General features: G+C 70.2%; 27 protein-coding genes. 10 read left to right on the top strand and 17 right to left on the bottom strand.

Annotation, left to right across the window (positions count from 1 at the left end):
* Positions 1 to 3: 3 nt before the first annotated feature.
* The 4 genes from AB0M70_RS34355 to AB0M70_RS34370 all read right to left on the bottom strand — a co-directional run bounded on the left by AB0M70_RS34355 (position 4) and on the right by AB0M70_RS34370 (position 5,058).
* Entirely contained in the window at positions 4 to 1,656 is a 1,653-nt protein-coding gene (locus AB0M70_RS34355) for a helix-turn-helix domain-containing protein (RefSeq protein WP_365826353.1), read from the bottom strand.
* Between the two features lie 104 nt (positions 1,657 to 1,760).
* On the bottom strand, positions 1,761 to 2,447 hold the full coding sequence (locus tag AB0M70_RS34360; RefSeq protein ID WP_365826355.1) for a GNAT family protein: 687 nt from the start codon (positions 2,445 to 2,447) through the stop codon (positions 1,761 to 1,763).
* Positions 2,444 to 3,307, bottom strand: a complete 864-nt coding sequence (locus tag AB0M70_RS34365; RefSeq protein WP_365826357.1) for a class I SAM-dependent methyltransferase — start codon at positions 3,305 to 3,307, stop codon at positions 2,444 to 2,446. Before AB0M70_RS34365 ends, AB0M70_RS34360 begins: the two co-directional genes overlap by 4 nt.
* A 161-nt stretch (positions 3,308 to 3,468) precedes the next feature.
* On the bottom strand, positions 3,469 to 5,058 hold the full coding sequence (locus AB0M70_RS34370; protein WP_365826359.1) for an MFS transporter: 1,590 nt from the start codon (positions 5,056 to 5,058) through the stop codon (positions 3,469 to 3,471).
* 348 nt (positions 5,059 to 5,406) lie between these two features.
* On the opposite strand from AB0M70_RS34370, the gene AB0M70_RS34375 reads away from it, so the two are divergent.
* Positions 5,407 to 6,033, top strand: a complete 627-nt coding sequence (locus AB0M70_RS34375) for an XRE family transcriptional regulator (RefSeq protein WP_365826361.1) — start codon at positions 5,407 to 5,409, stop codon at positions 6,031 to 6,033.
* Positions 6,034 to 6,160: 127 nt separating this feature from the next.
* Positions 6,161 to 7,024 carry a class I SAM-dependent methyltransferase gene (locus AB0M70_RS34380; protein WP_365826363.1) on the top strand — a complete coding sequence of 288 codons (864 nt, stop codon included), beginning with the start codon at positions 6,161 to 6,163 and terminating at the stop codon, positions 7,022 to 7,024.
* Between the two features lie 180 nt (positions 7,025 to 7,204).
* Here AB0M70_RS34380 and AB0M70_RS34385 read toward each other — a convergent pair whose 3' ends face one another.
* On the bottom strand, positions 7,205 to 7,870 hold the full coding sequence (locus AB0M70_RS34385; protein WP_365826365.1) for a histidine phosphatase family protein: 666 nt from the start codon (positions 7,868 to 7,870) through the stop codon (positions 7,205 to 7,207).
* Between the two features lie 154 nt (positions 7,871 to 8,024).
* The gene (locus AB0M70_RS34390) at positions 8,025 to 9,158 is read right to left on the bottom strand and encodes a PQQ-dependent sugar dehydrogenase (protein ID WP_365826367.1); all 1,134 of its coding nucleotides are present in this window, start codon (positions 9,156 to 9,158) and stop codon (positions 8,025 to 8,027) included.
* A 400-nt stretch (positions 9,159 to 9,558) separates the two neighbouring features.
* Here AB0M70_RS34390 and AB0M70_RS34395 point away from each other — a divergent pair, with 400 nt between their 5' ends.
* A complete protein-coding gene (locus tag AB0M70_RS34395) occupies positions 9,559 to 10,875 on the top strand; it encodes a phosphatase PAP2 family protein (protein WP_365826369.1) in 1,317 nt (438 codons plus the stop codon).
* Between the two features lie 46 nt (positions 10,876 to 10,921).
* Here AB0M70_RS34395 and AB0M70_RS34400 read toward each other — a convergent pair whose 3' ends face one another.
* Together AB0M70_RS34400 and AB0M70_RS34405 are read right to left on the bottom strand one after the other, a co-directional pair.
* Positions 10,922 to 11,371 carry a DinB family protein gene (locus tag AB0M70_RS34400; RefSeq protein ID WP_365826371.1) on the bottom strand — a complete coding sequence of 150 codons (450 nt, stop codon included), beginning with the start codon at positions 11,369 to 11,371 and terminating at the stop codon, positions 10,922 to 10,924.
* Positions 11,372 to 11,375: 4 nt separating this feature from the next.
* Positions 11,376 to 12,101, bottom strand: coding sequence for a class I SAM-dependent methyltransferase (locus AB0M70_RS34405; protein ID WP_365826373.1), 726 nt, complete (start codon positions 12,099 to 12,101; stop codon positions 11,376 to 11,378).
* A gap of 130 nt (positions 12,102 to 12,231) precedes the next feature.
* On the opposite strand from AB0M70_RS34405, the gene AB0M70_RS34410 reads away from it, so the two are divergent.
* On the top strand, positions 12,232 to 12,828 hold the full coding sequence (locus AB0M70_RS34410) for an XRE family transcriptional regulator (RefSeq protein WP_365826375.1): 597 nt from the start codon (positions 12,232 to 12,234) through the stop codon (positions 12,826 to 12,828).
* A gap of 33 nt (positions 12,829 to 12,861) precedes the next feature.
* On the opposite strand, the gene AB0M70_RS34415 is transcribed toward AB0M70_RS34410, so the two are convergent.
* On the bottom strand, positions 12,862 to 13,893 hold the full coding sequence (locus AB0M70_RS34415) for a Ku protein (RefSeq protein WP_365826377.1): 1,032 nt from the start codon (positions 13,891 to 13,893) through the stop codon (positions 12,862 to 12,864).
* 163 nt (positions 13,894 to 14,056) lie between these two features.
* Here AB0M70_RS34415 and AB0M70_RS34420 point away from each other — a divergent pair, with 163 nt between their 5' ends.
* Positions 14,057 to 14,899 (top strand): restriction endonuclease, encoded by an 843-nt coding sequence (locus AB0M70_RS34420; RefSeq protein ID WP_365826379.1) that lies wholly within the window; start codon positions 14,057 to 14,059, stop codon positions 14,897 to 14,899.
* 51 nt (positions 14,900 to 14,950) lie between these two features.
* Here AB0M70_RS34420 and AB0M70_RS34425 read toward each other — a convergent pair whose 3' ends face one another.
* From AB0M70_RS34425 to AB0M70_RS34435, 3 genes are all read right to left on the bottom strand, one after another.
* The gene (locus tag AB0M70_RS34425) at positions 14,951 to 15,211 is read right to left on the bottom strand and encodes a GlsB/YeaQ/YmgE family stress response membrane protein (RefSeq protein ID WP_365826381.1); all 261 of its coding nucleotides are present in this window, start codon (positions 15,209 to 15,211) and stop codon (positions 14,951 to 14,953) included.
* A gap of 80 nt (positions 15,212 to 15,291) precedes the next feature.
* Positions 15,292 to 16,551, bottom strand: a complete 1,260-nt coding sequence (locus AB0M70_RS34430; protein WP_365826383.1) for a cation:proton antiporter — start codon at positions 16,549 to 16,551, stop codon at positions 15,292 to 15,294.
* A 93-nt stretch (positions 16,552 to 16,644) separates the two neighbouring features.
* A complete protein-coding gene (locus AB0M70_RS34435) occupies positions 16,645 to 17,244 on the bottom strand; it encodes an NAD(P)H-dependent oxidoreductase (protein WP_365826385.1) in 600 nt (199 codons plus the stop codon).
* A gap of 258 nt (positions 17,245 to 17,502) precedes the next feature.
* Here AB0M70_RS34435 and AB0M70_RS34440 point away from each other — a divergent pair, with 258 nt between their 5' ends.
* Positions 17,503 to 17,631, top strand: coding sequence for an LPFR motif small protein (locus tag AB0M70_RS34440; protein ID WP_263973004.1), 129 nt, complete (start codon positions 17,503 to 17,505; stop codon positions 17,629 to 17,631).
* A 30-nt stretch (positions 17,632 to 17,661) separates the two neighbouring features.
* Here the strand turns inward: AB0M70_RS34440 and AB0M70_RS34445 are convergent, their stop codons facing one another.
* Together AB0M70_RS34445 and AB0M70_RS34450 are read right to left on the bottom strand one after the other, a co-directional pair.
* Entirely contained in the window at positions 17,662 to 18,873 is a 1,212-nt protein-coding gene (locus AB0M70_RS34445) for an aromatic acid exporter family protein (RefSeq protein WP_365826388.1), read from the bottom strand.
* Positions 18,874 to 18,985: 112 nt separating this feature from the next.
* Complete coding sequence (locus tag AB0M70_RS34450) at positions 18,986 to 19,141, bottom strand: DUF6131 family protein (RefSeq protein WP_363206802.1); 156 nt, start codon at positions 19,139 to 19,141, stop codon at positions 18,986 to 18,988.
* A gap of 294 nt (positions 19,142 to 19,435) precedes the next feature.
* On the opposite strand from AB0M70_RS34450, the gene AB0M70_RS34455 reads away from it, so the two are divergent.
* The 3 genes from AB0M70_RS34455 to AB0M70_RS34465 all read left to right on the top strand — a co-directional run bounded on the left by AB0M70_RS34455 (position 19,436) and on the right by AB0M70_RS34465 (position 21,727).
* Positions 19,436 to 20,089, top strand: coding sequence for a YceI family protein (locus AB0M70_RS34455; RefSeq protein WP_365826389.1), 654 nt, complete (start codon positions 19,436 to 19,438; stop codon positions 20,087 to 20,089).
* Between the two features lie 100 nt (positions 20,090 to 20,189).
* Positions 20,190 to 20,846: a maleylpyruvate isomerase N-terminal domain-containing protein gene (locus AB0M70_RS34460; RefSeq protein WP_365826391.1), complete on the top strand. Its 657-nt coding sequence runs from the start codon at positions 20,190 to 20,192 to the stop codon at positions 20,844 to 20,846.
* 170 nt (positions 20,847 to 21,016) lie between these two features.
* Positions 21,017 to 21,727, top strand: coding sequence for a hypothetical protein (locus tag AB0M70_RS34465; protein ID WP_365826393.1), 711 nt, complete (start codon positions 21,017 to 21,019; stop codon positions 21,725 to 21,727).
* 21 nt (positions 21,728 to 21,748) lie between these two features.
* On the opposite strand, the gene AB0M70_RS34470 is transcribed toward AB0M70_RS34465, so the two are convergent.
* Together AB0M70_RS34470 and AB0M70_RS34475 are read right to left on the bottom strand one after the other, a co-directional pair.
* Positions 21,749 to 23,470, bottom strand: coding sequence for an ABC-F family ATP-binding cassette domain-containing protein (locus AB0M70_RS34470; protein ID WP_365826395.1), 1,722 nt, complete (start codon positions 23,468 to 23,470; stop codon positions 21,749 to 21,751).
* A 3-nt stretch (positions 23,471 to 23,473) separates the two neighbouring features.
* The gene (locus tag AB0M70_RS34475) at positions 23,474 to 23,956 is read right to left on the bottom strand and encodes a hypothetical protein (protein WP_365826397.1); all 483 of its coding nucleotides are present in this window, start codon (positions 23,954 to 23,956) and stop codon (positions 23,474 to 23,476) included.
* A 285-nt stretch (positions 23,957 to 24,241) separates the two neighbouring features.
* Between AB0M70_RS34475 and AB0M70_RS34480 the strand changes: the two genes are divergently transcribed.
* Positions 24,242 to 24,859, top strand: a complete 618-nt coding sequence (locus AB0M70_RS34480) for a GNAT family N-acetyltransferase (RefSeq protein WP_365826399.1) — start codon at positions 24,242 to 24,244, stop codon at positions 24,857 to 24,859.
* A gap of 1 nt (position 24,860) precedes the next feature.
* Here the strand turns inward: AB0M70_RS34480 and AB0M70_RS34485 are convergent, their stop codons facing one another.
* Positions 24,861 to 25,502, bottom strand: coding sequence for a class I SAM-dependent methyltransferase (locus AB0M70_RS34485; RefSeq protein ID WP_365826401.1), 642 nt, complete (start codon positions 25,500 to 25,502; stop codon positions 24,861 to 24,863).
* Positions 25,503 to 25,509 lie beyond the last annotated feature (7 nt).

Raw genomic sequence — 25,509 nt, forward strand, 5'->3', positions numbered from 1 at the left:
GTCCTACTCTCGCGCGTCCGGGCCCGGGGAGCGCATCAACCGCAGCTGCAGCATGAGCGCGAACCGCACCGACGGGTCCTGCAGATCGGCCTGCGCCACCTCGGCGACCCGTCGGATGCGGTAGCGGAAGGTGTTGGGGTGGACGAACACGTGCGCCGACGCGGCGATGATGTCGCCGAAGGCGTCCAGCCACGCGCGCAGCGTCTCCACCAGATGTGAGCGGTGCCTGGCGTCGTACTCCACCAGCCGGGCCACCGGGCTCAGCAGTTCGTCCCCCTGCACCGCGGCCAGATCCCTCAGGTCGAGGAGCAGCGCGTCGATGTACACGTCGCCGATCGAGGCCACCCGCCTGCTGCCCAGGTCGCTCATGAGCACACGCAGCGCGCGGTCCGCCCTGGTGCGTGAGCGGCCCAGCGCCGACGGGTCGGTCGCCACCGAGCCGACGCCGATCACCACCCGCGACCTCTTGCCGGCCCGCTCCACGAAGTTGGCCGCGATCTGCTCCGCACGCTCCCGGCCCGCCACGGGGTCCGCCGGCACCGGGACCACGGCGTAGGCCACGTCACCGAGGAGCGCGAGCGCCGATCGCGGCTGCACCGCGTTGAGGTGGATGCCCAGGGCGCTGGTCAGCCGTTGGCGTTCCGCCGCGAGCTGAGCGTGATCGCCCTTCTCCCCGGCGACGCCCATGGCCATCACCACCGTGGGCTCCTTGACCAGACCGAGCCGGTCCAGGGCGTCCACCGTGCCCGTACCGCCTTCGAGCACCGTGCTCACGAGGTCGGCCCGCAGCCGGTTCTGCGCGTCGGCGCCCGCCCGGTGGCGCAGCAGGTGCAGGGCGACGAGCTTCGCCGCGTCCTGGAACGCCTGTTCACGGTCGGGGGTCAGCGGCTCCTCGACCGCGGCCCACACCGAACCCAGGAACTCGTCACCGGCACGCACCGCGACGGCCACCCGCGGGATGGCCGTCTCCCCCTCCTCGACCGTCGCCGGGGCGATGTGCACCGGGCGGTCGCTGCGGTACAGCTCGCTGAAGACGCCCCGGCTCTCCAGGATCCGCAGATAGCGGTCCGGCACCTGGCGGGCCAGGATCGTGGCGACGCGCGACTGGTCGGCCTCGTCCTGACGGCCCGAGAAGGCCAGGATGCGCTGGCGACGGTCCTCGATCGTGATCGGCGCGTCCAGCAGGGTCGCGACGGCGTTGGCCAGCGCGAACAGATCGCCCGAAGGGACTCCCCCGAGCGACTCGACCCCCGCCTCACCGATGTCTCCTTCGGTGAGCAGCGTCCGCAGGAGCTCCGTGAGCTGCGACCAGGAGGCGCCCTGGGTGAGGCTGATCAAGGCCACCGAGGAGGCCGCCGACGCCTCGGCCAGCGCCTCGTCCCGCTCCACCGGGCCGCGCACCACCAGGGCCGCCGCACCGTGCTCGCCGAGCTCGCACAGGAGCCGGGCGATCTCCTTCGCCCCATAGACGCCGACGCCAAGGACGATGGCGCACGGCGGGTACGCCACCGCGTCCCCCGGGTCGTGGATGACGACCCCGCCGACCGCGTCGGCCGGTCCGGGGCTGCCGTGCACGAGATCGAGCAGGGCGGGACTGAAGTCCTCGAGCACGCGGGCAAGGCTCGTGCGAAGGTTCGCGGGCACGTCACTGATCACCACCTCAGGTTAAGAGGGTGACTGTCACTGACGTTCGTACGGGGAAGCACGTTGGCCGCAGGCATTCGTCGCCACGTACGAAAGAAGCGTGGTGAACCGCGCGCTCAGCGGCCGCGCAGGGCCTTCCAGTCGTCCTCGAGAATCGAGTACTGGACGATGTCGTGCCACACGCCGTCCACATGGCCGTAGTGGCGCAGCCGCCCCTCGCGGACCATGCCGGCCTTCTCGATGGCCCGCTGCGCGGCGACGTTCGAGGGCATGAAGCCCGACCACACGCGGTGCAGGCCGAGCCGGTCGAAGCCAAGGACGCCCAGCAGGAAGCCGATCTCGACGCTGTGGCCCACGCTGACCCGGTCGGCACGCAGGGCCAAACCCACCTCCGCGCTGCGGTAGCCGACGCGGACCATTCCGCCCTCGCCCGACTGGTCCTCGACGATCAGCTTCGCCGAGCCGATCAGCTCACCCGTGGCGATCTCGCTGACGCCCAGGCGGTAGTGCGTGCGGGGGGTCCGCCGGGCTCCCGCCCGTGCCTGCTCGACCAGCGCCGCGGCGTCGGCGTGCCGGAAAGGCGGCATACCGAACTCCCGGGTCGTACGGGGGTCGCCGAAGATGCCGAGCACGCCCTCGACGTCGCCGGGCAGGAACTCCCGCAGGCGCAGCGTGCTGCCCTCCACGAGGACCGCGCGCTGCTCCGGCACCGGCGGCGGCCGTTCGCCGACCCGCGCCTGGGGCGATGTTCGCGGGGGCCACAGGTGGGCCTGCTCCCGCGCGGCTTCCAGGCGTTCGGTCATCGGGTGACTCCTTGGGGCTGATTCGTCGGGCCGAACGACACGCGCGTGACCCAGAGTGGTTTTCGCGTACGGATCGCAGGAAGGAAGTTGGCCAGCGGCAGGAGCCATCCGCAGAGGAATCCCCGGCCCCGTGGTTCGCGCACGGCCCGCACGGCGGTGATGTTGGGGTGGACCGTGCGCAACTCGCGCTGTTCCGTCGGCGTCATCCCCCAGAGCATGGGCGGCGGGCGGTATCCGGCGGGGTACTTCCAGCGGCCGGCTTCGGTGCGGGCGGCCATCCAGGCGGGCGGGGTGTCGAACACAAGATCCGCCTGCGGGAATCGGGCGGCGCAGGCCTCGATGAGCCGGTGGACCTCATCTCTCGGGAGGTACATCAGCATCCCCTGAGCGATGATCAACAGCCCGCGCGAGGCATCCACTTCGTCCATCCACCGCATGTCGGTGGCCGAACAGGGCAGAGTGCGGTGGCGTGGCGCGTCCGGCAGCAGCCGCTGGCGCAGCTCCGCGACCTCGGGCAGGTCCACCCCGAGCCAGCGCACCCTGCCGTTGTCCACCCGCCAGAACTGCGTCTCCAGACCCTCACCGAGCGAGACGACCGTGCCGTCCGGATGGTCTTTGAGGAAACGTCCCACCTCGCGGTCGTAACAGCGCGCCCGTACTGCCATCCCCTGCGCAAAGCCCCAGTTTCCGGTGCCGAACCGCCCCTCGAAGGGATAGTCGACGGCGTCGATCACCTCGATCGCCTTCGGGTCCCGCAGAGCCGAGCCAGGATCTTTCGCGGCCAGAGCGCGGTGGTGCAACGTCCATAGCGTCGTCTCGGCGACGCCATCCAACTCGGCCTTCCGCTTCTGTCCGTTCATCCCGCGATGGTCACAACTCGGTCGGCGCCCCAGCAAGGAGCGTCACTCCTGCGAGCGCATAGATCACTCCTTCAGTTGGGATTTCCCGGATGGGCCCCCTTTCCCGGCCCTGAGTGCGGCGCGGAGGCAGCGTGTTGACCCCTCACGCCCGACGGCCCCGCTCAACTCCCCGGGCGCCGCGGCCCTCTCGCCAGGATGAAGAGGAACAGGACGGCCATGACGCCGACGCCCGCCCACATGGCCTGCTGCCAGCCATCGACGAACGACTCCTGGGCAGCGCGCACCAGCGCCTGTGCGCGGGCGCCGGAGCCGTCCGCCGCCCCGATGGCGTTGGCGACACCCTCGCGTGCGGTGTCGGCGACACCGTCGGGCACGCCGTCGAGCCGGTCGTCGATGGCGCCGCGGTAGCCGGCGGAGAGCAGCGCGCCGAGCAGGGCCACGCCGAGCGCGGTGCCGAACTCCCGTGTGACGTCATTGAGTGCGGAGGCCACGCCTTGGTGCTCGCGCGGCAGGGACGTGGTGATGGCCTCGGTCGAGGGCGTCATCGACAGGCCCATGCCGGTGCCCATGGCGAGCATGCCGGGAAGGACGGAGAGGTAGCCGCCGTCGACGGAGACGAAGAGGGCCATGAGTGCGAGACCGGCCCCGGCCAGCAATATGCCCGCCGCCATGGTCGAGCGTGCGCCGATTCGCGTGGCCAGCTTGAGGGCGAGGCCCGAGGCCGCCATCATCAGCACGGCCATGGGCATCAGCGCCAGCGTGGACAGCAGGCCCGACCCGCCGAGCACGGCCTGGAAGAACGGGAAGAGCACGACGAAGATGCCTGCCTGGACACCGAAGACCACGAGAAGCGTGATCGAGCCGCCGCCCAACGAGCGCTCGGCGAACAGGCGCACGTCCAGGAGCGCCGCGTCCCGGCGGCGCAGTTCCCAGGCCACGAATCCGACGGCGGCCGCGGCACCCACGACGAGGCCGAGCAAGGTCGCGGGGGCGGTCCAGCCCCGCTCGGGTCCCTCCTGCAGCACGAAGATGAGCCCGACCACCGCGACGACGGAGGTCAGCGCGCCGACGGTGTCGAAGCTGCGCACTGACTCGTCGCGGGAGTTGGGAACGGACCGCAGCGCCATGGCGAGGGCGACGACGATTAGCACGATCGGCAGGACGAAGAGCCAGCGCCAGCTCGCCACGTCCACCAGCGCGGCGGAGAGGAACATGCCCAGGATGCCGCCGCCTCCGGCCACGCCGGTCCATACGCCGATGGCCCGCCCGCGTTCCTCGGCGGGGAACGTGGAGGTGATGACGGCCAGGGTGATGGGCATGATCATCGCCGCGCCGACTCCGCTGAACAGGCGTGCGCCCAGCATCACTTCGGCCGACGGGGCGAGACCGGCCACCACATTGGCGATGCCGAAGACGGTCAGCCCGGTGAGCAGCATGGGCTTGCGGCCCCAGCGGTCACCGAGCGCGCCGAGCGGCAGGAGCAGGGCGGCCAGACTGAGGGTGTAGATGTTGATGATCCACAAGATGGTGCTCTGCGAGGCGCCGAAGGCGATGGCGAGGTCGGGCTGGGCGACGTTGAGCCCGGACACCGAGGCGATCACGGCCATCAGGGCGATGCAGACAGCGATCAGGATCGTGCGGCGCTGCCGCGCGTCCGGCGCCCCAACGCCGGGGGCGCCGGCGGGATCGGCGGGATCGGCGGGTGGAGCGGCAGCGCCCGGCTGTGGGGGCTGGGGGTGGTTCGTGTTCATGGGTTCCTCTCCAAGGGCGAGCGTCAAGGGGCGTCCGCGGGCGTGCAGGATCAGTGCCGGATCGGACGAGGGGCGCGAAGGGGTAGGGCCGCAGCCCGCACGCGGCGCCGTGCGACGGTGGGCTGGAGGGCCGCGGTATCAGGAGGTGCGGCGGAGGGGCTCAAATGCGGGCGGCGCCGCGCCGTGTGACGGCGAGGATCGACTCGGCGTCGGCGGCGGCCACGTCGGCCTTACTCGCGGGCATGGCGGTGCGCCCCCTCCTTGCACGTGCTTCCCGCAACCCCCAGCGGTTCAGGGCTACGTCACGAAGATAGGCATGCCTTGCGGCCAGGGCATACGATGTTGCCCATGACGCAAGACAATGGCGAGATGGACAGCCTGGTGCGCAAACGCATCCGTGCCCTGCGGGTGGCACAGGGCTGGTCCCTGGAGGAACTGGCCACCCGCGCCTCCGTCAGCCAGTCCACGCTCAGCCGCATCGAGAACGGCCAGCGCCGTCTGGCCCTTGACCAGCTCGTCACCCTCGCCCGGGCCCTGGACACTTCCCTGGACCAACTCGTCGAGACCGCCACCGACGACGTCATCGCCAGCCCGACCATCGACGCGGCCCACGGACTCATGCGCTGGCCGATCAAGGCGGAACCCGGCATGAGCGTCGTACGTCAGCGGATGACGAACCCGCCGCCCGACAACCCCGCCCGCATGCGCGCGCATCCCGGCCGCGAATGGCTCGTCGTGCTGTCCGGCACGGCGGTCCTGCTGCTGGGCAACCGGCGCTTCCGCGTCGAGACCAACCAGGCCGCGGAGTTCCCCACGATGCTTCCGCACGCCATCGGCGCCGAGGGTGGACCGTGCGAAATCTTGGGCATCTTCGACCGCGACGCCCGCCGTGGTCATCAGCGCGCGGAGAAGGCGGACGACGCGGAGAAGGCGGACGAGGCCGTCAAGGACGACGACCAGCGCTCCGGCCCGTGACATTCCGGCCTGAGGCGAGACGCGAGGGGCATGCCGGATTGCGCGTAACGCAGCGCAGCGCGCCAGCTTCTTGCGCACCCCGGGATACTTGCTGCCCCAAGCGCATGAGGCGCCTAGCGTCGTCGGCATGAACCACGCTCCCTCGCACGCAGGCCACCACGGCGCCGACCACTCACACCACGCACCGGACTCCGACAGCCAGGCCGAGATCCTCGATCTGGACGCGGAGGCGCTCGCCGAGCACATCGCGTCCATCACCGCGTGGCTGCCCGTCGAGCAGACGCCGCGGCACATCGTGGACCTGGGGTGCGGGACCGGCGCGGGCACCTTCGCTCTGCTGGCCCGTTTCCCCGAGGCGCAGGTGACCGCCGTCGACGCGTCGGCCGATCATCTGCACCGGCTGGGAGCGAAGGCGGAGGAACTCGGCACGGCCGACCGGGTGCGCACGGTGGCGGCCGATCTCGACGCGGACTGGCCCGACCTCGGCCGGCCCGAGCTGGTGTGGGCGTCGGCGTCGATGCACCACATGGCCGACCCCGACCGCGCCCTGCGCATGGCCCATGACCTGCTCGCGCCCGGTGGTCTGTTCGCCGTCGTCGAGCTGGCGGGCTTCCCGCGCTTCCTTCCCGCCGACGCCCCGGCCGACCGGCCCGGCCTCGAAGAGCGCTGCCACGCCGCGCTCGATCATCAAGCAGCCGAGCACGTGCCGCACCGCGGCGCGGACTGGGGACCCAAGCTGGCGGCCGCCGGGTTCTCCGTCGAGGCCGAGCGCACGATCAGCGTGCACGTCGACGGCTCCCGCAGCCCGGCGGTCGGCCGGTACGCACTGAGCAGCCTCAAGCGCCTGCGTGCCGGCGCCCAGGCGCTGACGGCCGAGGACCGCGCTTCCCTCGACCACCTGCTCGACACCGACGGCCCGCTCAGCGTCCTGCGGCGCGGCGACCTCGCGCTCCGCACCGAGCGCACCGTCTGGGCCGCGCGCCGCGCGTGAGCCGAGCACCGCACGCAAGAAAAGGGGCGGGCCCGTCACGTGCGAACGGAGACGGGCCCACCCACAGCGTCCTCGGGAACGCCTTCGGCCACCGTACGGTCACTCGCGCCCCCGCGCCCGCCGGGCAAGCCACTGGGGCGGGGTCGCACGGCGGGCGGTGAGTTCACGCCCCTCCGTGTCTCAGGCCACCGGCACGGGTGCCTCTCCCGTCGGACCGCTGTCCTCGGGTGCCTCGCCTTCGGGGCCCAGCGGGCGCCCCTCCCACACCAGGGCCTGCCAGCCCTCGTCGGGTGACCCTTCGAGGATCACCACGCCGGTGTTGGCCAGCGGGTGGTTCGCCGCGTACTCCACGTCGACGTTGACCGCCCGGGCCGCCACCCACGTACGGATCACGGCACCGTGGCTGACCAGCGCCACCGTCTCGGCTCCCGTCGCGGCAGCCTCCGCGACGACGGCGTCGAAGCGTCCCAGAGCCTCCACGCCGTTCTCACCGCCGGGTATCCGGCGCTCGACGTCGCCTGCGGACCAGGCGAAAGCGGTGGACATGTAGACGGCGGCGGCCTCCTGGTCGCCCCGCATCTCGAGGTCCCCGGCGGACAGCTCCCGGATGCCGTCCCTGATCCGCGGCTCGAGACCCGTCGCGGCGGCGAGCGGCGCGGCCGTCACCTGGGTGCGCAGCAGCGTGGAGACGTACAGGGCATCGATCTTCTCCGCCGCCAGCGCCTCCGGCAGCGCGGCCGCCTGGTCCTGCCCCAGCGGCGTCAGCGCCGGGCCCGGGACCCCGGTGTCCAGAAGGTGCTTGAGGTTGGACGGGGTCTGGCCATGGCGTATGAGCAGCAGGCGCATGCGGGGACTACCTTCCCTGGGCGGCGACGGAACAAGCTCTTCCACTCTGCCACCGAAATCCGGCAGCACGGCAGCACGCTCGTCCTGACGCCGTCCGGGCGGGCGTGCTCACACCCTCCCGGACGGCTCTGCCGCGTGGCCTGCGAGGCAGGACCTACCCGCGAGCGATGCGATAGACGCTGCCGCCGATGTCGAGCACGTACAGCTCGCCGTTGCCTCCCTGCACGAACGAGACGACCTCCCCGGCGCTGACTCCGAGGTCGTTCACGCCGGTCACCTTGCCGTTCTGCATCCGCAGGGAGCGGATGGTGCCGTCGCAGTAGTCGCTGAACACGTACTGGCCCCTGAGTTCCGGGATGGCCTTGCCCCGGTAGACGTATCCACCGGTGACCGAGCAGCCGAGGCCGGTGCGGTCGTACTCGTGGACCGGCGGCACGTGGTCGGCGGGTTCCGTGCCGCCCCTGAAGGGGTGGGTACCCTCCATCTGGGACCAGCCGTAGTTCTCGCCGCCCTTGCTGTTCGCCGGGGCCCAATCGATCTCCTCCCACGCGCTCTGGCCGACGTCACCGATCAGCAGGTCGCCCGTGCCGGCGTCGAAGGAGAACCGCCACGGATTGCGCAGCCCGTACGCCCAGATCTCGTCCCTGGCCTTCGGGTCGTCGACGAACGGGTTGTCCCGCGGGATCGCGTACGGCTCGCCGCCTCGGGGGTCGATGCGCAGCAGCTTGCCGAGCAGGGTGTCGAGGTTCTGGCCGTTTCCGTGCGGGTCGCCGCCCGCGCCGCCGTCGCCGAACGCGACGTAGAGATAGCCGTCGGGGCCGATCTTGATGTCGCCGCCGTTGTGGTTCGGGTAGGGCTGTGGCTGCGTGAGGACGGTGCGTCGGGTGTCGAGCCGGATCTTGCCGTGCCGTACGGCGAACTCGTCCACCGTGCTGGTGCCTTCGAGGTTGGTGTAGGAGATGTAGAAGTGCGCGAACTTCTTGTCGAACGCGATGCCCAGCAGGCCGCGTTCGCCGTCGGTGGTCGTCTCCTTGGATATGTCGAGGACGGGCTTTCCCAGGCCGTTGCGGTCCAAGGCCCGTACGGTGCCCGCGCGTTCGGCCAGCCAGACCGTGCCGCCGGGTCCGGCGGTGCCCGCGGTCGGGTTCGTGGCCGTGGTCACTTTCTTGAGTGCGACCGTCGGGGCCTGTCGTGGGGTGGGCTCGTCGGCGGATGCGTTGGCCAAGGCGAGAGAGGCGACGAGGCAGAGCGTGCCGATGATCGCCGAGCTTCTGGTGCGAACTTTCACCGTGATCCTCCTGGAGGCGGCGAAGGGGGAGGTCACCCGGCTGCTGGGGCAGAGTTCGGTGGGTGTTCGCCCGCGCCAGCACGCAACCTGGGTGGGGGTGGTGTGCCACTGGCACGCATGAGGATACTGGGGCAGCGGTTGCTGGTATAGACCAAGAAGTAGCCTTCTGGGAGCGGATGTTGAAGGCGGGGTTGAAGAGGGGGGAAACTCTTATGTCCCGTCTTCCGTACTGCTCCGCTAACATGATCGAACTCACGACGAGTGCCCTGATCGCCCATACTTCACCAGGAAACAACGCTTTCCAGCACGAAGAGTGAGCTATTACCCGCAACTAACAAAACGGCCAAAACAATTGATATCTAGAGAATCGCGAAGCTCTTCGCGCATCGATTACAGGTCAGTGCTCGCTGCGTGGCGCCGGCCACGCGCGCTGGCGTGGACCGCGGCGGCCGTGGTGGCCCTCGGGTTCCTCGTCGCGCTGGAGATCGCCGCGCGCCACTACGGCGTGGCCGGGCCGATCACGAACCAGGCGCGTGAGGTGATCTTCGCCCCCAAGTCAGGGCCTCTGCTGTACGCGGGCATGGCGTTGATGATGGTGGTGTTCACCTGGCGTCAGCGGTTCATCGCGCTGGGTGTCGCGGTCGGCATCGATGTCGTCTTCTTCCTGGTGCGATGGGCAGTCGACGCCAAGATGATGTTCGGCAACGGCGCGTTGTGGGTGATCTTGGGTTGTGCGGTCATCGCCTTCACGCGCCGCACCGGACAGGAACGTGTCCTGCTGCTGAAGGGCATCGGCCTCAGCCTGCTCCTCGTGGCCGGCCGCAAGACGGGCGACACCTGGCTGCTCATCACGTCGAAGACCCGCCCCGCGGTACTCGACCAGTACGTGGCCACCGCGGACCACGCACTGGGCAACCCCTCATGGGTGGTGGGCCGGATGGTCTCGGCCACCGGGTCCGTCGGCGCCCACGTGCTCGACTACGTCTACATCCAGCTCGCGGTGGCCGCGGTCATCGTGGCGCTGTACCAACTGCGCAACGTGTCGGTCGAGCGCCGCTTCCCGGCCCACCATCTGGTGCGTACGTTCCTGGTGATCGGCCTGGTCGGACCGGCCATCTACATGATCTTCCCGGTGGTCGGGCCGATCTTCACCTACGGCGACGGCGCCTTCGGCACCGGTGGCGAGCACTGGGCCCTGGCCAACCTGTGGCCCCACACGCCGCCGCCGCTCGCCACCCCGGAATCGATGCCGTTCGACGAGATCACCCCGCGCAACTGCATGCCCAGTCTGCACACGGCGTGGGCCACCACGATCTTCATCCATTCCCGCAAGGGCCCACGAGCCCTGCGCTACGCGGGCGTGTTCTGGCTGGTCGCCACGCTCGGCGCGACGCTGGGATTCGGCTACCACTACGGCGTGGACATCATCGCCGGTGTGGTGTTCGCGTTCACGATCGACGCGGCGCTGCGCTCGCTCGCCCGTGGCTGGGACCGAGCGGGAATCCAGCTCGTCGCGTACGGCACGATGGTGTTCGCGCTGCTTCTGGTGTCCTATCGCTTTCTGCCGATGCAGATGGCCAAGCACCCGTGGATATTCGGTCCGCTTCTCGTCCTTGCGATGCTCTCGGTGGTCCAGGGTTATGTACGGACCACCAAGCTGTGGGAGCCGAAGGCCGTGCCGGCGCAGCAACCGGAACCCCAGCCCGAACCGGTCTGAGTCCGGGGCGCGGGCGGTTGATCGGCGGGTCGTGGGCCGGGTGCGGTCAGCGGCCGGTGGACCCGTCGATCTGTTCGCGGAGGATGTCGGCGTGACCGGCGTGCCTGCCGGTCTCCTCGATCATGTGCACCAGGACCCAGCGCATGGACGGCGCCGCCCCTCGGCGCCGGGCGCGTGGGGCGGGCCCCGCCAGGTCCAGGCAGGCGGCGATGACCTGGTTCGCCCGCTGGACCGTCTCCCGGTAGTCGGCGAGCAGGCCCTCGACGGAGTCCTTGGCCGTCGGCCGCAGGGTCGCGGGCCAGTCGCCGGCGTCCTCGCCGAGGAAGTAGAAGCGTTCGACGCACGCCAGGTGCTTGAGCAGCCCGAGAAGACTGGTGCCCGAGGGCACCATGGCCGTCCGGACCTGCGGCTCCGGCACGTCCGCCACCTTGTTCGCGACCGAGTTCCGCAGGTGATCGAGGACTCCTCTCAGGGTGTCCTTCTCGCTGTCGGACATCGGGTCACTCCGTTCCGACGTGCTGTACGGGGGCGTGAGGTACGCGGGCGTGCTGGACGAGCAGCACGTTGTCGACGACGGTGGCGCTCTCACCGGCGGGTCCGGTGGCCCGGCGCTCGGGCATGTCGGCGCGCAGAACGGACCAGCGCGCCGGGTCGAGATCGAGTTCGGCGGCGATCGCGGCAGGGGTGGGGTAGTGGATGTCCGGGTCCTGGTTCCACGACCAGGGCGCGGTGGAGCCGTGATCGACGATCAGCAGGAACCCACCTGGCCGCAGGGCACGCGCGGCGGTGCGCAGGACCCGGGCGCGGGGCAGCTGCAGCGGGGTGTGGAAGTACTGGGCGGAGATGAGGTCGAAGCGCCCGGCGGGAAAGCTCTCGGCCAGGTCGTGCTGTTCGGCGGTGACCCGGTCCGCGATGCCGAGCTCCCGGGCGCGTTCCCGCACGCGCTCGACGGCGGTGGTGGAGATGTCCACGGCGGTGACCCGCCAGCCCCGCCGGGCGAGCCAGATGGCGTCACCACCCCCGCCGCAGCCCAGATCCAGGGCGGTGCCGGGGTTCAGTCCTGAGACGGTCTCGGCGAGCAGCGGGTTGACGCGTGCCGCTCCGGGGCGCCGGGAGCGGTAGTGCCGCTCCCAGAACTGTGCGGCGTTCTCGTCCGCCGCGCCGTGCTCCTGGTCGTCCCCGGCGGCCGTGTCAGCCACGGCCCTGCGGTCTTCGGTGGAATCCATCCAGCTCCCCTTCGTCGGCCGACGTACCGGGCGCGAAGCGATGCGCGCCTTGCCGCCGGTGATGTACCGACAGCTTCGGCAGCGCCCTTCCACCCTTGCAAGAAAAGTTGCGGATCCGCATGATCGGGGCATGAACACCACGGACAGCGGCAGCAACCCCACAGGAGACGTCCTGGCCGGGGTCGGGGCGCGGCTGCGGGCCCTGCGCCAGGCGCGGGGCGCCACACTGGCGGCACTGGCGGACGAGACCGGCCTCACGGCGAGCACCCTGTCCCGTCTGGAGAACGGCAAGCTGCGCCCCACGCTGGAACAGTTGCTGCCCCTGGCGCGGGCGCACGGCGTCCCGCTCGACGATCTCGTCGCGGCGCCGCCCACCGGCGACCCCCGCGTCCATCTGCGGCCGGTGCGGCACTCCGGCCTGGTGATGGTGCCGCTGACCAGGCGCGCCGGGGGCATCCAGGCGTACAAGGTGATCTACCCGCCCGCAGGCCGGGCGCCTACCTCGAGCCTCCAGACGCACGAGGGGTACGAGTGGTTCTACGTCCTCAACGGACAGGTCAGGTTCGTGCTCGGCGAGCAGGAGTTCCGGCTCGGCGAGGGCGAGGCCGCGGAGTTCGACACCCGCGTACCGCACTGGATCGGCAGTGCCGACAGCCGGCCCGCGGAGCTGCTCGCCCTGTTCGGCCCGCAGGGTGAGCGCGCGCATCTGGCGCCGTCGAGCCCCTGACCGCCTGGGCCCCGCGGACCGAGGGCCCGCGGCTCAGGCGGTGCGCCTCGGCTTTCTCGCGGCAGTCTTCTGGGCGGTCGCCTTCTTGGCGGTGGTCTTCTTGGCGGTCGCTTTCGTACCGGCCGCCTTCTTGCCGGCGGTCTTCTTCGCCGCCGAGGTCTTGGTGGCCGAAGACTTGGCCGCGGAGGTCTTGGCCGCCGTCTTCTTTGTGGCCTTCTTGGCGGCCGCCGTCTTCTTCTTGGGCATCTCGTGGACGGTGGCGTCCTTGCCGGTCTCGCCCCGGGACGACTGAGCCTTCTGCACGGACTCCTGGAGCGCGGCCATCAGGTCGAGGACCTGCCCGGCCGGCGCTTCCTCCTCGTCCGGCTTGGGCGGCTTCTTGCCTCCGGCCTTCGCCTCGATGACCTGTTCCAGGGCTTCGGTGTAGCGGTCGGTGGCCCACTCCTGGCCCGCGATGCCGTCCGTGGTCATGGAGTCGATGAGGAGGATCGCCCGGTCGATCTCGTCGTCGTCCAGGTCGATCGCCTTGGGTGCCAGTTCCTGGGGACTGCGGACCTCGTCGTCCCACTTCATGGCGTGCAGCAGGATCACGTCGTCCTGCACGCGCAGCAGGCCGAGGCGCTCCCGCCCGTGCCAGGCGAACTTGGCGACGGCGGCCTTGCTGTTGCGCTCCAGAGCCTTGCGCAGCAGCGTGTAGGGCTTGTTCGCGACCTGTCCGTCGGCCTGCAGGTAGTACCCCTCGCCGATCCTGATCGGGTCGATCGATTCATAGGGCACGAAGCCGGCGATCTCGATCGCCTTCGCGGTCGGGAGGGGCATCTCGTCGAGCTCGTCGTCGGTGACCGCGACGATCGTGTCCTTGCTGACCTCATAGCCCTTGCCGATCTCGGCGTTCGTGAGCTGCTTGCCGTCGAGGTCACAGATCTTCCGCGTACGAACCCGGCCCATGTCCTCCAAGTGGTACTGGTGGAAGCTGATGCTGTGGTTCTCGGTGGCGGGCAGAACCTTGATCGGGATCGTGACCAGGCCGAACGAGATCGCGCCTGACCAGACGGGTCGGGGCATGCGGTACCTCCGTGACAGCCCCGAGGACACCAGCCTAGGAGCGACCGAGGCAGGCGGCACGCGGAGCGCACCCGCAGGCATGGCATCGAGGGATCTTCAGGTCGTTGATCTTGGGCACACGGAGACAAGTGATCTTCGTTGTCGTCCTCCGTGAGGGAGAACAATGACCGTACCCACGCGCCCGGTTCGACGTGCCGACCGTGAGCGACGCTTCAATCTGCGGGCGACCGCCCTGTTCTTCGTCCTGCTCGCGATCATCCTGTGCGTCCTGGCGTTCGTGGTCCGCACCGCGGCGGACATCGTCAAGAGCCGTCCGCTGTGGGCGGGCTCGATCGTCGTGGTGGCCGTCGCGGCCGCGCACCTGTGCCGCTCCAGGTGGCGGCGCTTCTCCGCCGCGAGATACGCGCGCCGCGCGGCCGAGGCGCTGGAGGAGGCCGCCGAGCGAGCCTCCGAGAGCCTCGACGCCAGGGCCACCTACGACGGGGCGCAGCCCGAACCGATACCGGCGGGCCCTCCCGAGCGGGAGCTTCTGCTCGACGTTCCCCAACCCGCCCCCGCGGCAGAGGTGTTGGACGGGGAAGAGGCCACGGTCGTCCTCGACGCTCCGGACGACTTCACGCAACTCGACCCCGACGGCTTCGAGGAGGCCATAGCCGAGCTGTGCGCCCGTGACGACTGCCGCGAGGTGGAAGTGGTCGGCGGCGCCTGCGACTTGGGCGCCGATGTCCTGGCCGTCACCCCTGACGGGCTCCGCGTCGTCATCCAGTGCAAGCGCTACGGCGACGACAACAAGGTCGGCTCGCAGGACCTGCAGCGTTTCGGCGGGACATGCTTCACCGTCCACGAGGCCGACATAGCGGCGCTCGTCACGACGAGCGACTTCACCGCTCCCGCCCTGGAGTACGCGCAGCAGTGCGGCATCGTGTGCGTGAACGGCGACGACCTGCGGGCCTGGCTCGACGGCACCGGCCCCACCCCCTGGGAGGCGGCGGGCGTCGAGGTCTGACCAGGCCGGGATTCCCCCGGCCTGCTTCTCGGCACCGCCGACGTACCGCCGCTAGCGCAGCTTCACCTTGCTCAGCGCGGCAACGCCCAGCGCCGCCAGACCGATCTGGATGAGCCATTCGATCCAGTCCACGCCGTCGGTGTCCGCCACGTCCAGACCCGCCGCGACAGCCGTGCCGATCAACGCCGCCACGATGCCGACGACCAGCGTCCAGAGGATGCCGATGCGCTGGCGTCCGGGCACGACGAGTCGCCCCAGTATCCCGATGACGATTCCGATCACCACAGCGCTGATGAGACCCGAAATCTCCACGATTTCCCCTTTGTTGGCGTCCTGTCGCCAACCGAGTGCCCCTGCGCCGGACGGATAGGCCCCGCTTTCCCGCCGCCCTCTCATCGGTTGCGGCGGCCGACCCTGTCCAGGCGCCTGAGCACAGGTGAAGCCGCGGTTCCGTGCAGCACCACCGACAGCAGGACGATGAACGTCACCACCGCCCACAGTTCCTCTTGATACGCCTGGAGGTCCCCCTCCCCCAGTGCGTACGCGAGGTAGAACACGGACCCGATGCCCCGGATGCCGAAGAAGGAGGTCACCACGCGTTCCCTGGGGGTCGTCCGGCCCCGCAGCTGCGCGACCCAGCCGGTGAGCGGGCGGATCACGAGCAGCACCAGGACGGCGGTCGCCGCGCTGCCCCAGGAGAGTGCGGAGAGCCCGCCGCAGGCGATGAACCCTCCGATGAGGAGCAGCACACCGGCGGTGAGGAGCCGCTCCACCTGTTCCATGAAGGTGTGCATCACCACGTGGTAGCCGTGGGCGCGCTCGGCGGCCCGGATCGCGCAGGCCGTCGTGAACACCGCGAGAAATCCGTAGCCGTGCAGCAATTCTGTGAGGCCGTACGAGATGAAGGTCGCCGCCAGTGCGACGAACCCCTCCCGGTGCTCGGACAGCCGCAGCGCTTCCCAGCCGGCCCGGAAGAACATCCACCCCAGCAGCCGGCCGACCAGCAGCCCCACCGCCACACCGACCGTGACGCGAACGATCACGTCGCTCCACAGCCAGTGGCCCACCCAGTCGCCGGACCAGCCCGTCCGCGAGGCGGCGAACATCGCGAGGGCGGCCATGACCAGCGGAAAGGCGAAGCCGTCGTTGAGGCCCGCTTCCCCCGTGAGGGCGAAGCGCACCTCGTCCTCGTCGTTCTCGGCGTCCGTCGGCTCACCGACCCGTACCTCCGCCGCGAGCACCGGGTCGGTGGGGGCGAGCACCGCGCCCAGAAGCAGGGCGACGGCCGGCGGCCAGTCCACCAGGCCCCAGGCGACGAGCGCGGTGACGACGACGGTCAGCGGCATCGTGATGCCGATCAGACGCCAGGCGGTGGACCAGGACCGTCGGCCGAACGGCCGGTTGATCGCGAGACCCGCGCCCATCAGGGCCACGATGACGCACACCTCGGTGAGGTGCTCCAGCCACGCCCGGTGCTCGTAGGGGTCGAGGTCGGGCAGCCCGGTCGGCAGCAGGTACACGAGGAAGCCGACGGCGAGGAAGACCATCGGCATCGACATGGGCTGGCGCGCCACCAGGCGGGGCAGCACCGCCGCGAGCAGCGCGCCGATGCCCATGCAGGCGTATCCGATGTCCGCGGCACTCACGTCCATCTGCCGGCGCCCGCCTTCGTGCTCATCTCACGTCCTTCCGCCGCCTGGTCCGCCTCGCCTCGCTCTGGCCGGGGGCCGCCCGGTGAGGGGGTGTCAGGGTGCCGGATAGGGCTTGCCGGCGAGCAGCTCGGCCAGGTGGAAGGCGTTGACGGCGAGGGTGTGGGTGGCGGAGGCGACGGACTCGGGGGTCTCGTCCAGATCCTGGTAGTCGGTGCCCTGTTTCGCCTCGCCCACCCAGTAGGTGACGGCATAGGGCGCCAGCGAGAAACCGAGGTCGTTGAAGCCCTGGAAGACGTCCGCGCTCACCTTGTGGGCGCCGTCCTCGTTGCCGACCACGGCCAGCGCCGCGACCTTCCCGTACATCAGGGGCCGGCCGTCGTCATCGGTCTCCGACATGTCCGCGTTCAGCCGCTCCAGGACGCGCTGACAGATGCTCGACGGGTGGCCCAGCCAGATCGGCGTGGCCAGGAGCACGATGTCGGCCGCCAGCACCTTCTCCCGCAGGGCCGGCCAGGCATCGCCGTCGCCCAGGTCGGCCGAGATGCCGGGGTGGATGTCGTGGTCGGCCACCCGGACCGTCTCCACCTCGACCCCCAGCTTGTCAAATTCGGCCATGACCTGATCGGACAGTGTGTGGCTGCTGGACGCGGTGGGCGAGGAATTCAGCGTGCATACCAGGGACAGCGCGCGCATGGGGTGCTCCATTCTTCGGTGCCGGGGGCGGGTGTATCCCTGGAGGCGTTCCCGATTGGATCAGCCCTAATCAAGCGCGTTTTAAGGAACGCAGTCATCACGGCATGCGGACCCCGTAGAAAGCGGCCCATGTTTTCGTCGTCATTCGCAGGGCAACCGGTAGAGAACAAGCCGTTCGGCAGTTAACGATCTGACGGTCGGCAAGAAGCCCGACACACGGCAAGACGAGCGCGTAAAGACGTTCTTTGGAGGTCCCTCATGCTGAAGGCCATTGCAGATGTACTTCGATCCATCGGTGGAGCCATTGCCACGGTGGTCACCCTGCCCTTCCGCGCCGTCGCGCGGCTCTTCGGCGGCGCCTCCTCCAGCGCCCACGGCCACCACTGACCGCGAGGTCGGTGGTGACCGAGGGCCCGGTCACGCCTTTTCATCGACGTACCGCTGAAGGACGTCACAGGCGTACCGGAACTCCTCCATCAGCCGGGTGGACTCCACGACGAGGACCCCGTAAGGACGAGCCGGGTCGGCCAGCGGAAGGCCGCCCCGGCTCGCTCCGTCCCGCACCTTCCGGCAGGCCTCCTGGGCCTCGTCGGCGAGCCGGCACAGCTGCTGGGCCTGCTCCGTCAGGGAGTCCTCGTCCAGCTGGGAAAGCACCTCGCCGATCTTCGCGAGGGATTCGAGGAAGCCTGCGTAGTCGTCGAGAAAGGCCTTGTCGTCGTACCGGCCCCCCTCGTCCTCCTGCCACTGGTGCAGGCCGCGCGTCAGTGACGCCACCTGGTACAGCGAACGTTCGAGGGCACCGAGCACCGCGCCGTACCCCTCGAACGAGGCCCGCCCCCGGTGCCTGCCCAGCAGACGCCGAGGGTTGAAGTAGAGACTCTCCTCCGCCGTGCGCAGCCCTTCCTTGGCCTGCGTGATCTGGCCTCCGGTCTGCTCCGCCCGCCGGCGCCACTGCCGGCAGCGCTCCTCGTCCACCTCGCCCTCGCGCAGCGCCGGATACATGTCGCTCACCAGCTCGTTCAGAGCGGTGGACAGGGAGCGGATCCCGTACTCGGCACTGCGGTAGCGCATCGGCGGGGCCACCGTGACGTTGACGACGACGCCGATGCCGCAGCCGATGAGGACCAGCACGATGATCTCCCCGAGCTGGGTGAGCTTCTGCGTGGCGGACGTGGCCGCGGCATACGTGGAGAAGGCGAAGAAGGCCGCGGTGGCGACCTGTGAACCTTGCGCGCCGAGCGCGGGCCAGCGTCCGATGGACAGACCCACCAGCGCGACCAGGACGAACGTCAGCAGGTCGGGTCCGCCCAGGAACCCCAGGGCCGCCACCATGGCCACACCGACGGCCACCGCGCCGAGGTAGCGCAACGACTGCAGCAGGGACTGGTACACCGTCACCTGCATGATCAGCACCGCGGAGAACGGCGCGAACGCCGGTGACGGTGCGTCGAGCAAGTAGTAGGAGACCACCCAGGACAGTGTCGCGGCGAGCGTGCTCTTCAGGACGAGGAGCAGGGTGTGGCGTTCATAGCCCGGTGTGTCCAGGGCCCGCCGCCACCACTGGTGCACACGGTCCAACCACCCCTGGGCCGCGGACTGCGTCCGCTGCCCTCCGCCCTTGCCGGCCATGCACCGACTCCATTCCGTCCAACAGGTTGATCGAGTTCAGCCTGCTACCCGGAGGAGCCGTCCGCATGCGCACTTCGGGCCATGGGGCCCGCGGGGCACATCGAGGATGCGCCTACCAGTAATGCTTTCGCCCGCCCACCGCGTGACCGACAGATCCGAGAATCCACAGGACCACACCGATGACGAGGAGAATGACACCGATGGTCCACAGGATGGAGATGCCTGCCACTAGACCGATGATGAGCAGGATGATTCCGAGTGCGATCATTGCGCCTCCGACCCTCAGAATTATTTCAAGTATGCACCTTCCGAATGCCGATCACAGCTTCGGCGTCGGTGGGGTCGAACGGCCGAACATTCCCTGCCCAGCGGACCATTCGGACACGAGGTGACGGTGTGTGATGCCGGACCATCCATTCGTGCATTCACATCCGTGGCGATCTTGTGCATCTTTCCGGTCCGGGGCCTCGAACCCGGACGAGACCTCCCATCTCGCTGAGTGGCCATTGTCGTCGGCGTGATAACACGGAGTGATCAATTCCGAAGGAGACGACGCGACATCATGGGTATCTTCAGCCGTCGCCAGACCCCGACCCTCGAGCCGATACCGGCGGTCGGTCCCAGTACGCCCTTCTCGGCAACCTCCGGCGCCGCACTCGACCCGGCGCTGCGCGCGCTGACCGGGGAGTGGACCATCGACCGCCCGCACAGCCGCATCGGATTCTCCGTGCGGCACGCGATGGTGACGACGGTGCGAGGCGCCTTCGGTGACTACGACAGCACGCTGTACTTCGACGGCGCCCGGCCCTCCGAGTCGCGGGCCGAGATCGTCATCCGGGTCGGCAGCGTCGACACCGGCGTGGAACAGCGGGACGCGCACCTCGTGGGCGGCGACTTCTTCGACGCGCGCCGCCACCCGGAGATGTCGTTCCGCAGCACCTCCACGGTCCATGAGGGCGGGGAGACCTTCCGGATGGCCGGGGACCTGACCATCCGCGGTGTCACCCGGCCCGTCGAGCTGCAGCTCGACTACCTCGGTTCGGTCGTGGACCCCTTCGGCTTCGAGCGGGCCGGCTTCGACGGCACCACCACCATCGACCGCACCGACTGGGGCCTGGTCTACAACCAGCGCCTGGAGACGGGCGGCGCCATGGTGAGCGAGAAGGTCCGGCTGCAGTTCGACATCTCCGCGATCCGCGCCACGCCGCTGAGTTAGCTCTCCGACGCGAAGGAGGGCAGGGAAAGCGCGGGCGGGCCCTGCGCGGGCCCGCATGGCAGCCTTGTCCCCCTTCGCCGCGCCGCACTACGTTGGCGCCGTGGATCTCTTCTCGCGTTCATGGACGGCATTGCGCACGGCGGTCGCCGAGCTCCCCGACGAGGACTTCGCGCGGCCGTCCGGCTGCACGGGCTGGCTCGTGCGGGACCTGGTGTGCCATCTGGTCGTCGACGCCCAGGACGTCCTGATCACCCTCGTGACGCCCGCCGAGGGAGAGGCAACCCGCGACGCGCTGACCTACTGGGACGTCTCCGCGACACCGCCGACCGGCGAGGACCCGCTCGACGCGCTGACCGTCCGGCTGGCCGCCGCGTACGAGGAGCCCTGGCTGCTCAAGTTCCACCTCGACGACGTGGGTTCGGCCGCCGGCCGCGCCGCCGCACTCGCCGATCCCGATGCCCGCGTGAGCACGCGCGACGAGGTCCTCACCACAGCCGACTACCTCACCACGTACGTCATGGAATGGACCCTGCACCACCTCGACCTGATCGCCCACCTCCCGAACGTGGCCGGGCCGCCCGCCGAAGGGCTCGCCCGAAGCCGCGCGATGCTGGAGCAGATCGCCGGCGCCGCCTTCCCCTCGTCGTTCTCGGACACGGACGCGCTGCTGGTCGGCACCGGGCGGCGCGCCCCGACCGAGGCGGAGAAGTCCGACCTGGGTGAGCTGGACGGACGACTGCCGCTCGTCCTGGGCTGATCACCGCTCCGGCGGATGTGCCCCGTGCGGCAGGCTCCCGCCGGGCACCAGACACCGTTTTCTGCATCAAGGCGCCCAACTGCCGCTACACCCTTGAGTGTTCAGACACGACCGTGCTAGAAACCGCTTACCACGCGAGGCTCTCCCCCCCCCACTTGCAAGGAGCCCCCATGCGCAAGCGAACCGGCACGCTCACGGCCGCCGCGTCCTCCCTGGTCCTGTTCACCGCCGCACCCGCCGACGCCTCCGTCATCTGGGACGGCGACGCCTCCGGTGGGACCGGCGTGTTCTCCTCGACCTTGTGCGAATCGCCCGGCAGCGTCACCACGCAGGACAACAGCGACGGCCGCGGCCAGGTCTTCAAGTTCAACAAACCACTCGGCCTCGAACGGTGCGAGGCGCACGGAATCAGCGTCGGCGGCTCGCGGTACGTCTTCAAGAACAACTCGACGTACTGGATCGGCTGGGACACCTCCACCAACACCCCGGACGCGGGCACGATCTTCCAGTGGAAGTCGTACGGCACCAACGACCAACACCAGCAGAACTACCCGGTGTTGATGAAGGTGGAGGGCGGCGTTCTCAAGCTGTTCCACATCGAGACCGGCGAGAAGTGGACCCTCAAGTGGTCCACTCCCGTCACCACCAGCACGTACAAGCGCATCGTGCTCGGCATCCACACCTCCTCCGATGCCTCGGCGGGGTGGGTGTCGGCCTTCTACAACGGCACCAAGGTCGCCGAGTTCTCCGGCCGCACCTGGGACGACCTGGGCAATGACACCCGATTTGGTTCGTACGGCTCCGAGGTCAAGGACAAGCGGGTCATCAACTGGATCGACGGGCTCAAGGTCGGCACGACGTACGGAGACGTGGACAACTGAGAGGGGCGGCGACCGCCCCCTTCAGCCCTGCTCGACCAGCCGTCCCCCGGACAGTTCCAGCAGGCTGCCCCGGTGGCGCTCGCGCAAGGCCCGGTCGTGGGTGACCATCACGACCGGCCCCGTGAACTGCGCGACGGCCTCCTGCAGTTGCTCGACCAGCGCCAGGCTGAGGTGGTTGGTCGGCTCGTCGAGCAGCAGGAGGTGCGGGCGCCGCGCGAACAGCAGCGCGAGTTCGAGGCGTCGCAACTGGCCCACGGAGAGCCGGTCGACCGGCACATCGAAGTCCGAGGTCGTGAACAGCCCGAACCGGGTCAACTCCCTTGCCGCGTCGTCGTGATGGGACGCGCGGTGGGCGGCGAAGGTGGCCAGCACACCGCGCTTCTCCTGGGCGAAGTCGCTCTCCTGCGGCAAGTAGCCGACGCGCAGGCCCGGTTCCCGTACCACCACCCCGGCGTCGGGCTCCCGTAGCCCTGCCAGGACGCTCAGGAGGGTGGTCTTGCCCGCGCCGTTCGCTCCGGTGATCACATGCAGCGCACCGGGAGCGAGCTCCAGGTCCACGCCCCGCACCACATCGCCGACGACCAGGCCCTCCGCCCGCAGCAGCACACCACTGGTCTGCGCGGCCTGATCCGGCGCCTGCCCCTTCGCCGGGAACGGCGGCCGGAAGGACAGCGGTTCGGGCGGGCGTCGCACTTCCTCGTCAAGCAGCCTCCCCAGTTGCTGCCGGGCCGCGCGGGTGGCGCGGGACGCGGCGGCCTGGGCACCGCCTCCGGCGAGGTTGTACGACAGCTTGTCGCTGTCCCGCATCGCGCCGAAGGTACGGCCCGTCCGGCCCGCCCTGTCGAGCCTGCGCCGCGCCTCGGCCAGTTCCTGGCGCCAGTCGCGGTACTGCTGCCACCAGCGCGCCTGGGCCGCGGCCCGTTCGTCGAGATAGTCGCGGTAACCGCCGCCGTAGCGGACGGTGGAGCCGCGGAAGCCGTCCAGGTCGACGATGGCGGTGACGGCCGTGTCGAGCAGCAGCCGGTCGTGCGACGCGATGAGGCACGGCCCCTGGTACTGGACCAGCCACTGGACGAGCCAGTCCACCGCACGGTCGTCGAGGTGGTTGGTCGGCTCGTCGAGGAGCAGCCCGGCGGGTTCGGTGAGGACGAGTTCGGCGAGCGTCAGTCGGGACCGCTCGCCTCCCGACAGTGTCCCGGTGGGCCGGCTCCGGTCCAGGCCGCCCAGGCCGAAGACATCGAGGACCTCGCCGACGCGGGCGTCGAGTTCCCAGCCACCGCGTCGGGCGAATTCGTCCTGGAGACGGCCGTACTCGCCGAGCACCTCGCTCAGGTCCTCCGTGGCGGACGACATCAACTCCTCGGCGGCCCGCATCCGTTCGGTCATCTCGGCGAACTCGGCGGTCGCCCGCGCGATGACGGTCTCGATGGTGGCCCCGGCGGGGAAGCCGGGCTGCTGCGGCAGGAATCCCACGTGGCCCGCGACCGCCCGTACGACCTGGCCGCGCTGCGGCACGAGGTCACCGGCGAGGGCGCGCAGCAACGTCGACTTTCCCCGGCCGTTCTCACCGATCAGGCCCACGCGCTCGCCACGGGACACCTTCAGGGAGACATCGCGCAGCACCATGCGGTCCCCGAGGACGCAGTGCACGTTCTCGGCCAGGAGGTGCGCGGAGCGGTGGTCGCCGGCCAGGACGTCCTGCGCACCGGGCTTTTCGGGCCGGCCCGCCTTCGCTTGAGCCATCGGTCAGTCCGCCAACGGCGTGCCGCAGCGGGCACAGTACCGGGCGTCGCCCTCGGTGGCGAGGCGGCCGCAGCCGGGGCAGACGCGGCCGAGCAGGCAGACCGGCTCGCCCGCGTCGGAGGCACCGTCACGACCGGCGCCGAGGGCGGGGCGTCGGCGATGGGTGGTCGTGTAGACGAGCCCTCCCTCTCCCGCGTCCACGGACCGGGTGAGGCCCGCGGGGAGCCAGGCCAGGGCGCCCGGTGCGAGCGGCCAGGCGTGGCCAGGCGTGCGGAGTTCACCCGTACCGGCCAGGACGCTGAACAGGAGCCCGTACTCCTCCAGGTGGTCGCCGAGGCTCGCGCCCGGGGCCAGCCGGACGACGGCTGCGTCCAGATCCCTCGTTCGTTCGCCGAGCGACCACAGGACGCTGATCTGCCCCCGCCCGACGGCCGCGGTCTGCTCCGGTCCGACGAACACCGCGGCGGCGGGGACGGGCGTGCTCATGCGAACTCCAGTCGGCGGAGGCGGACGTACGGCTCTGACACGGGTCGGCTGCGACACCGGCGGGATGCGAACCCGCGGAGGGAGAGGCAAGGCCCGCCCGGCTCCCCTTCAGTCGACATGCGGAGGGCTTCCCGCACGCCGATCGCAATGGGCCGCTCTGCCACGGCGCCGCAACCTGCGGGACCGCGCGGCCCCGCTTCGCCGAGGATAGATTCAGCGCGCGGCGCGAGCGAGTCGATTGTCGCGGTGGACCCGGCCCGCCAGTCCAAGATCATCGGGTGGAGAATGACCTTTATGTCAACGACGACTACGCCCAAAACAGCCACCATCGACGATGCTTCGCGGATCGGCCGGACCCTGGCCCGCGCCTTCGACGACGACCCGATGATGCGCTGGTTCTTCCCCGACGACGCCACGCGCGAGACAGGGCTCGGCCGCTACTTCTCGACGCTCTTCACCCGCCAGTACGTCCACCACGGCGTCTGCGAACACACCGCGTCCGCGGCCGCGTACTGGGTGCCGCCGGGCGCGCAGGACAAGGCCGTTCCCGACGCGGAGACGATCCAGGAGCTCGTGGAGATCCTGGGCGACCGGGCCGCGCTGTTCCAGGAGGCCGCGGCGGCCGCCGCCGCGCACGGCCCCCAGGAGCCGCACTGGTACCTGGCGGTGGTCGGCGCGGACCCGGCCGCCCAGGGCCAGGGGCAGGGCGCCGCACTCCTGCGCTCGGGCCTCGCCAAGGCCGACGCGGACGGTCTGCCCGCCTACCTGGAATCTTCCAAGCCCTCGAACCTGCCCGTCTACGAGCACTTCGGCTTCACGGTGCTCGGCGAGGTCCAACTGCCGGGCGGCGGGCCGACCTTGTGGTCCATGCGCCGCGCGCCCCGCCACCCGGCCGGCGCCTGAGCTAGTCGCCCGCGCGCATCAGGAGGTGGCCGCGGCGGAAACGTTCGTTCTCGCCCGGCTCGCGCAACATCCGTCCGATTTCCACGAATCCGGCCTCGCGGGCCAAGTCCGCGAGGCCGTCGACCGGCCAGCGGTAGGCGGTCGTGACCTTGTGGTCGAACGCCGTGACCGGCCCGCCCTCCGACTCGAAGAACCCGAGCAAGAGGTGGCCGCCGGGGGCGAGGACCCGCCGGAACTCGGCGAAGTACGGAGGCAGCTCCTCCGGCGGGGTGTGGATGACCGAGTACCAGGACAGGATGCCGCTCAGCTTGCCGTCGGCCAGGTCCAGGGCGTCCATGGAGCCGACCTCGAACCGCAGATCCGGGTGATTCTCGCGGGCGAGATCGACCATCACCGGCGACAGGTCGATGCCGAAGACCTCAAGCCCCAGGTCCCTCAGGTGCGCCGTCGTCCACCCGGGGCCGCATCCCAGTTCGGCGACCGGCCCGGCGCCGGCGGACGCGAGTTCGGCGAACGCCGCGAGCACCGCGCGATCCAGCGGGAAGGCGTCGAGCGCGCCGCGGGCGAGTTCGTCGTAGAGGGGGGCGATGGAGCCGTAGGCGTCCGCTGTCGTGGCGAGGTAGGAGGGGGAGATCTCAGTCATGAACGAG

Source organism: Streptomyces sp. NPDC051214 (assembly GCF_040682375.1).
In the GTDB taxonomy this organism is placed as follows: domain Bacteria; phylum Actinomycetota; class Actinomycetes; order Streptomycetales; family Streptomycetaceae; genus Streptomyces.

What these genes read in the sequence shown, in the direction of transcription:
- AB0M70_RS34430 (WP_365826383.1), bottom strand. Translation starts at nt 16,551, where the DNA reads ATGGACGTGAGTGCCGCGGACATCGGATACGCCTGCATGGGCATCGGC.
- AB0M70_RS34445 (WP_365826388.1), bottom strand. Translation starts at nt 18,873, where the DNA reads ATGGCCGGCAAGGGCGGAGGGCAGCGGACGCAGTCCGCGGCCCAGGGG.
- AB0M70_RS34385 (WP_365826365.1), bottom strand. Translation starts at nt 7,870, where the DNA reads ATGCGCCTGCTGCTCATACGCCATGGCCAGACCCCGTCCAACCTCAAG.
- AB0M70_RS34440 (WP_263973004.1), top strand. Translation starts at nt 17,503, where the DNA reads ATGCTGAAGGCCATTGCAGATGTACTTCGATCCATCGGTGGAGCCATT.
- AB0M70_RS34475 (WP_365826397.1), bottom strand. Translation starts at nt 23,956, where the DNA reads ATGAGCACGCCCGTCCCCGCCGCCGCGGTGTTCGTCGGACCGGAGCAG.
- AB0M70_RS34420 (WP_365826379.1), top strand. Translation starts at nt 14,057, where the DNA reads ATGACCGTACCCACGCGCCCGGTTCGACGTGCCGACCGTGAGCGACGC.
- AB0M70_RS34480 (WP_365826399.1), top strand. Translation starts at nt 24,242, where the DNA reads ATGACCTTTATGTCAACGACGACTACGCCCAAAACAGCCACCATCGAC.
- AB0M70_RS34450 (WP_363206802.1), bottom strand. Translation starts at nt 19,141, where the DNA reads ATGATCGCACTCGGAATCATCCTGCTCATCATCGGTCTAGTGGCAGGC.
- AB0M70_RS34435 (WP_365826385.1), bottom strand. Translation starts at nt 17,244, where the DNA reads ATGCGCGCGCTGTCCCTGGTATGCACGCTGAATTCCTCGCCCACCGCG.
- AB0M70_RS34360 (WP_365826355.1), bottom strand. Translation starts at nt 2,447, where the DNA reads ATGACCGAACGCCTGGAAGCCGCGCGGGAGCAGGCCCACCTGTGGCCC.
- AB0M70_RS34415 (WP_365826377.1), bottom strand. Translation starts at nt 13,893, where the DNA reads ATGCCCCGACCCGTCTGGTCAGGCGCGATCTCGTTCGGCCTGGTCACG.
- AB0M70_RS34465 (WP_365826393.1), top strand. Translation starts at nt 21,017, where the DNA reads ATGCGCAAGCGAACCGGCACGCTCACGGCCGCCGCGTCCTCCCTGGTC.
- AB0M70_RS34370 (WP_365826359.1), bottom strand. Translation starts at nt 5,058, where the DNA reads ATGAACACGAACCACCCCCAGCCCCCACAGCCGGGCGCTGCCGCTCCA.
- AB0M70_RS34410 (WP_365826375.1), top strand. Translation starts at nt 12,232, where the DNA reads ATGAACACCACGGACAGCGGCAGCAACCCCACAGGAGACGTCCTGGCC.
- AB0M70_RS34380 (WP_365826363.1), top strand. Translation starts at nt 6,161, where the DNA reads ATGAACCACGCTCCCTCGCACGCAGGCCACCACGGCGCCGACCACTCA.
- AB0M70_RS34405 (WP_365826373.1), bottom strand. Translation starts at nt 12,101, where the DNA reads ATGGATTCCACCGAAGACCGCAGGGCCGTGGCTGACACGGCCGCCGGG.
- AB0M70_RS34400 (WP_365826371.1), bottom strand. Translation starts at nt 11,371, where the DNA reads ATGTCCGACAGCGAGAAGGACACCCTGAGAGGAGTCCTCGATCACCTG.
- AB0M70_RS34470 (WP_365826395.1), bottom strand. Translation starts at nt 23,470, where the DNA reads ATGGCTCAAGCGAAGGCGGGCCGGCCCGAAAAGCCCGGTGCGCAGGAC.
- AB0M70_RS34485 (WP_365826401.1), bottom strand. Translation starts at nt 25,502, where the DNA reads ATGACTGAGATCTCCCCCTCCTACCTCGCCACGACAGCGGACGCCTAC.
- AB0M70_RS34365 (WP_365826357.1), bottom strand. Translation starts at nt 3,307, where the DNA reads ATGAACGGACAGAAGCGGAAGGCCGAGTTGGATGGCGTCGCCGAGACG.
- AB0M70_RS34455 (WP_365826389.1), top strand. Translation starts at nt 19,436, where the DNA reads ATGGGTATCTTCAGCCGTCGCCAGACCCCGACCCTCGAGCCGATACCG.
- AB0M70_RS34375 (WP_365826361.1), top strand. Translation starts at nt 5,407, where the DNA reads ATGACGCAAGACAATGGCGAGATGGACAGCCTGGTGCGCAAACGCATC.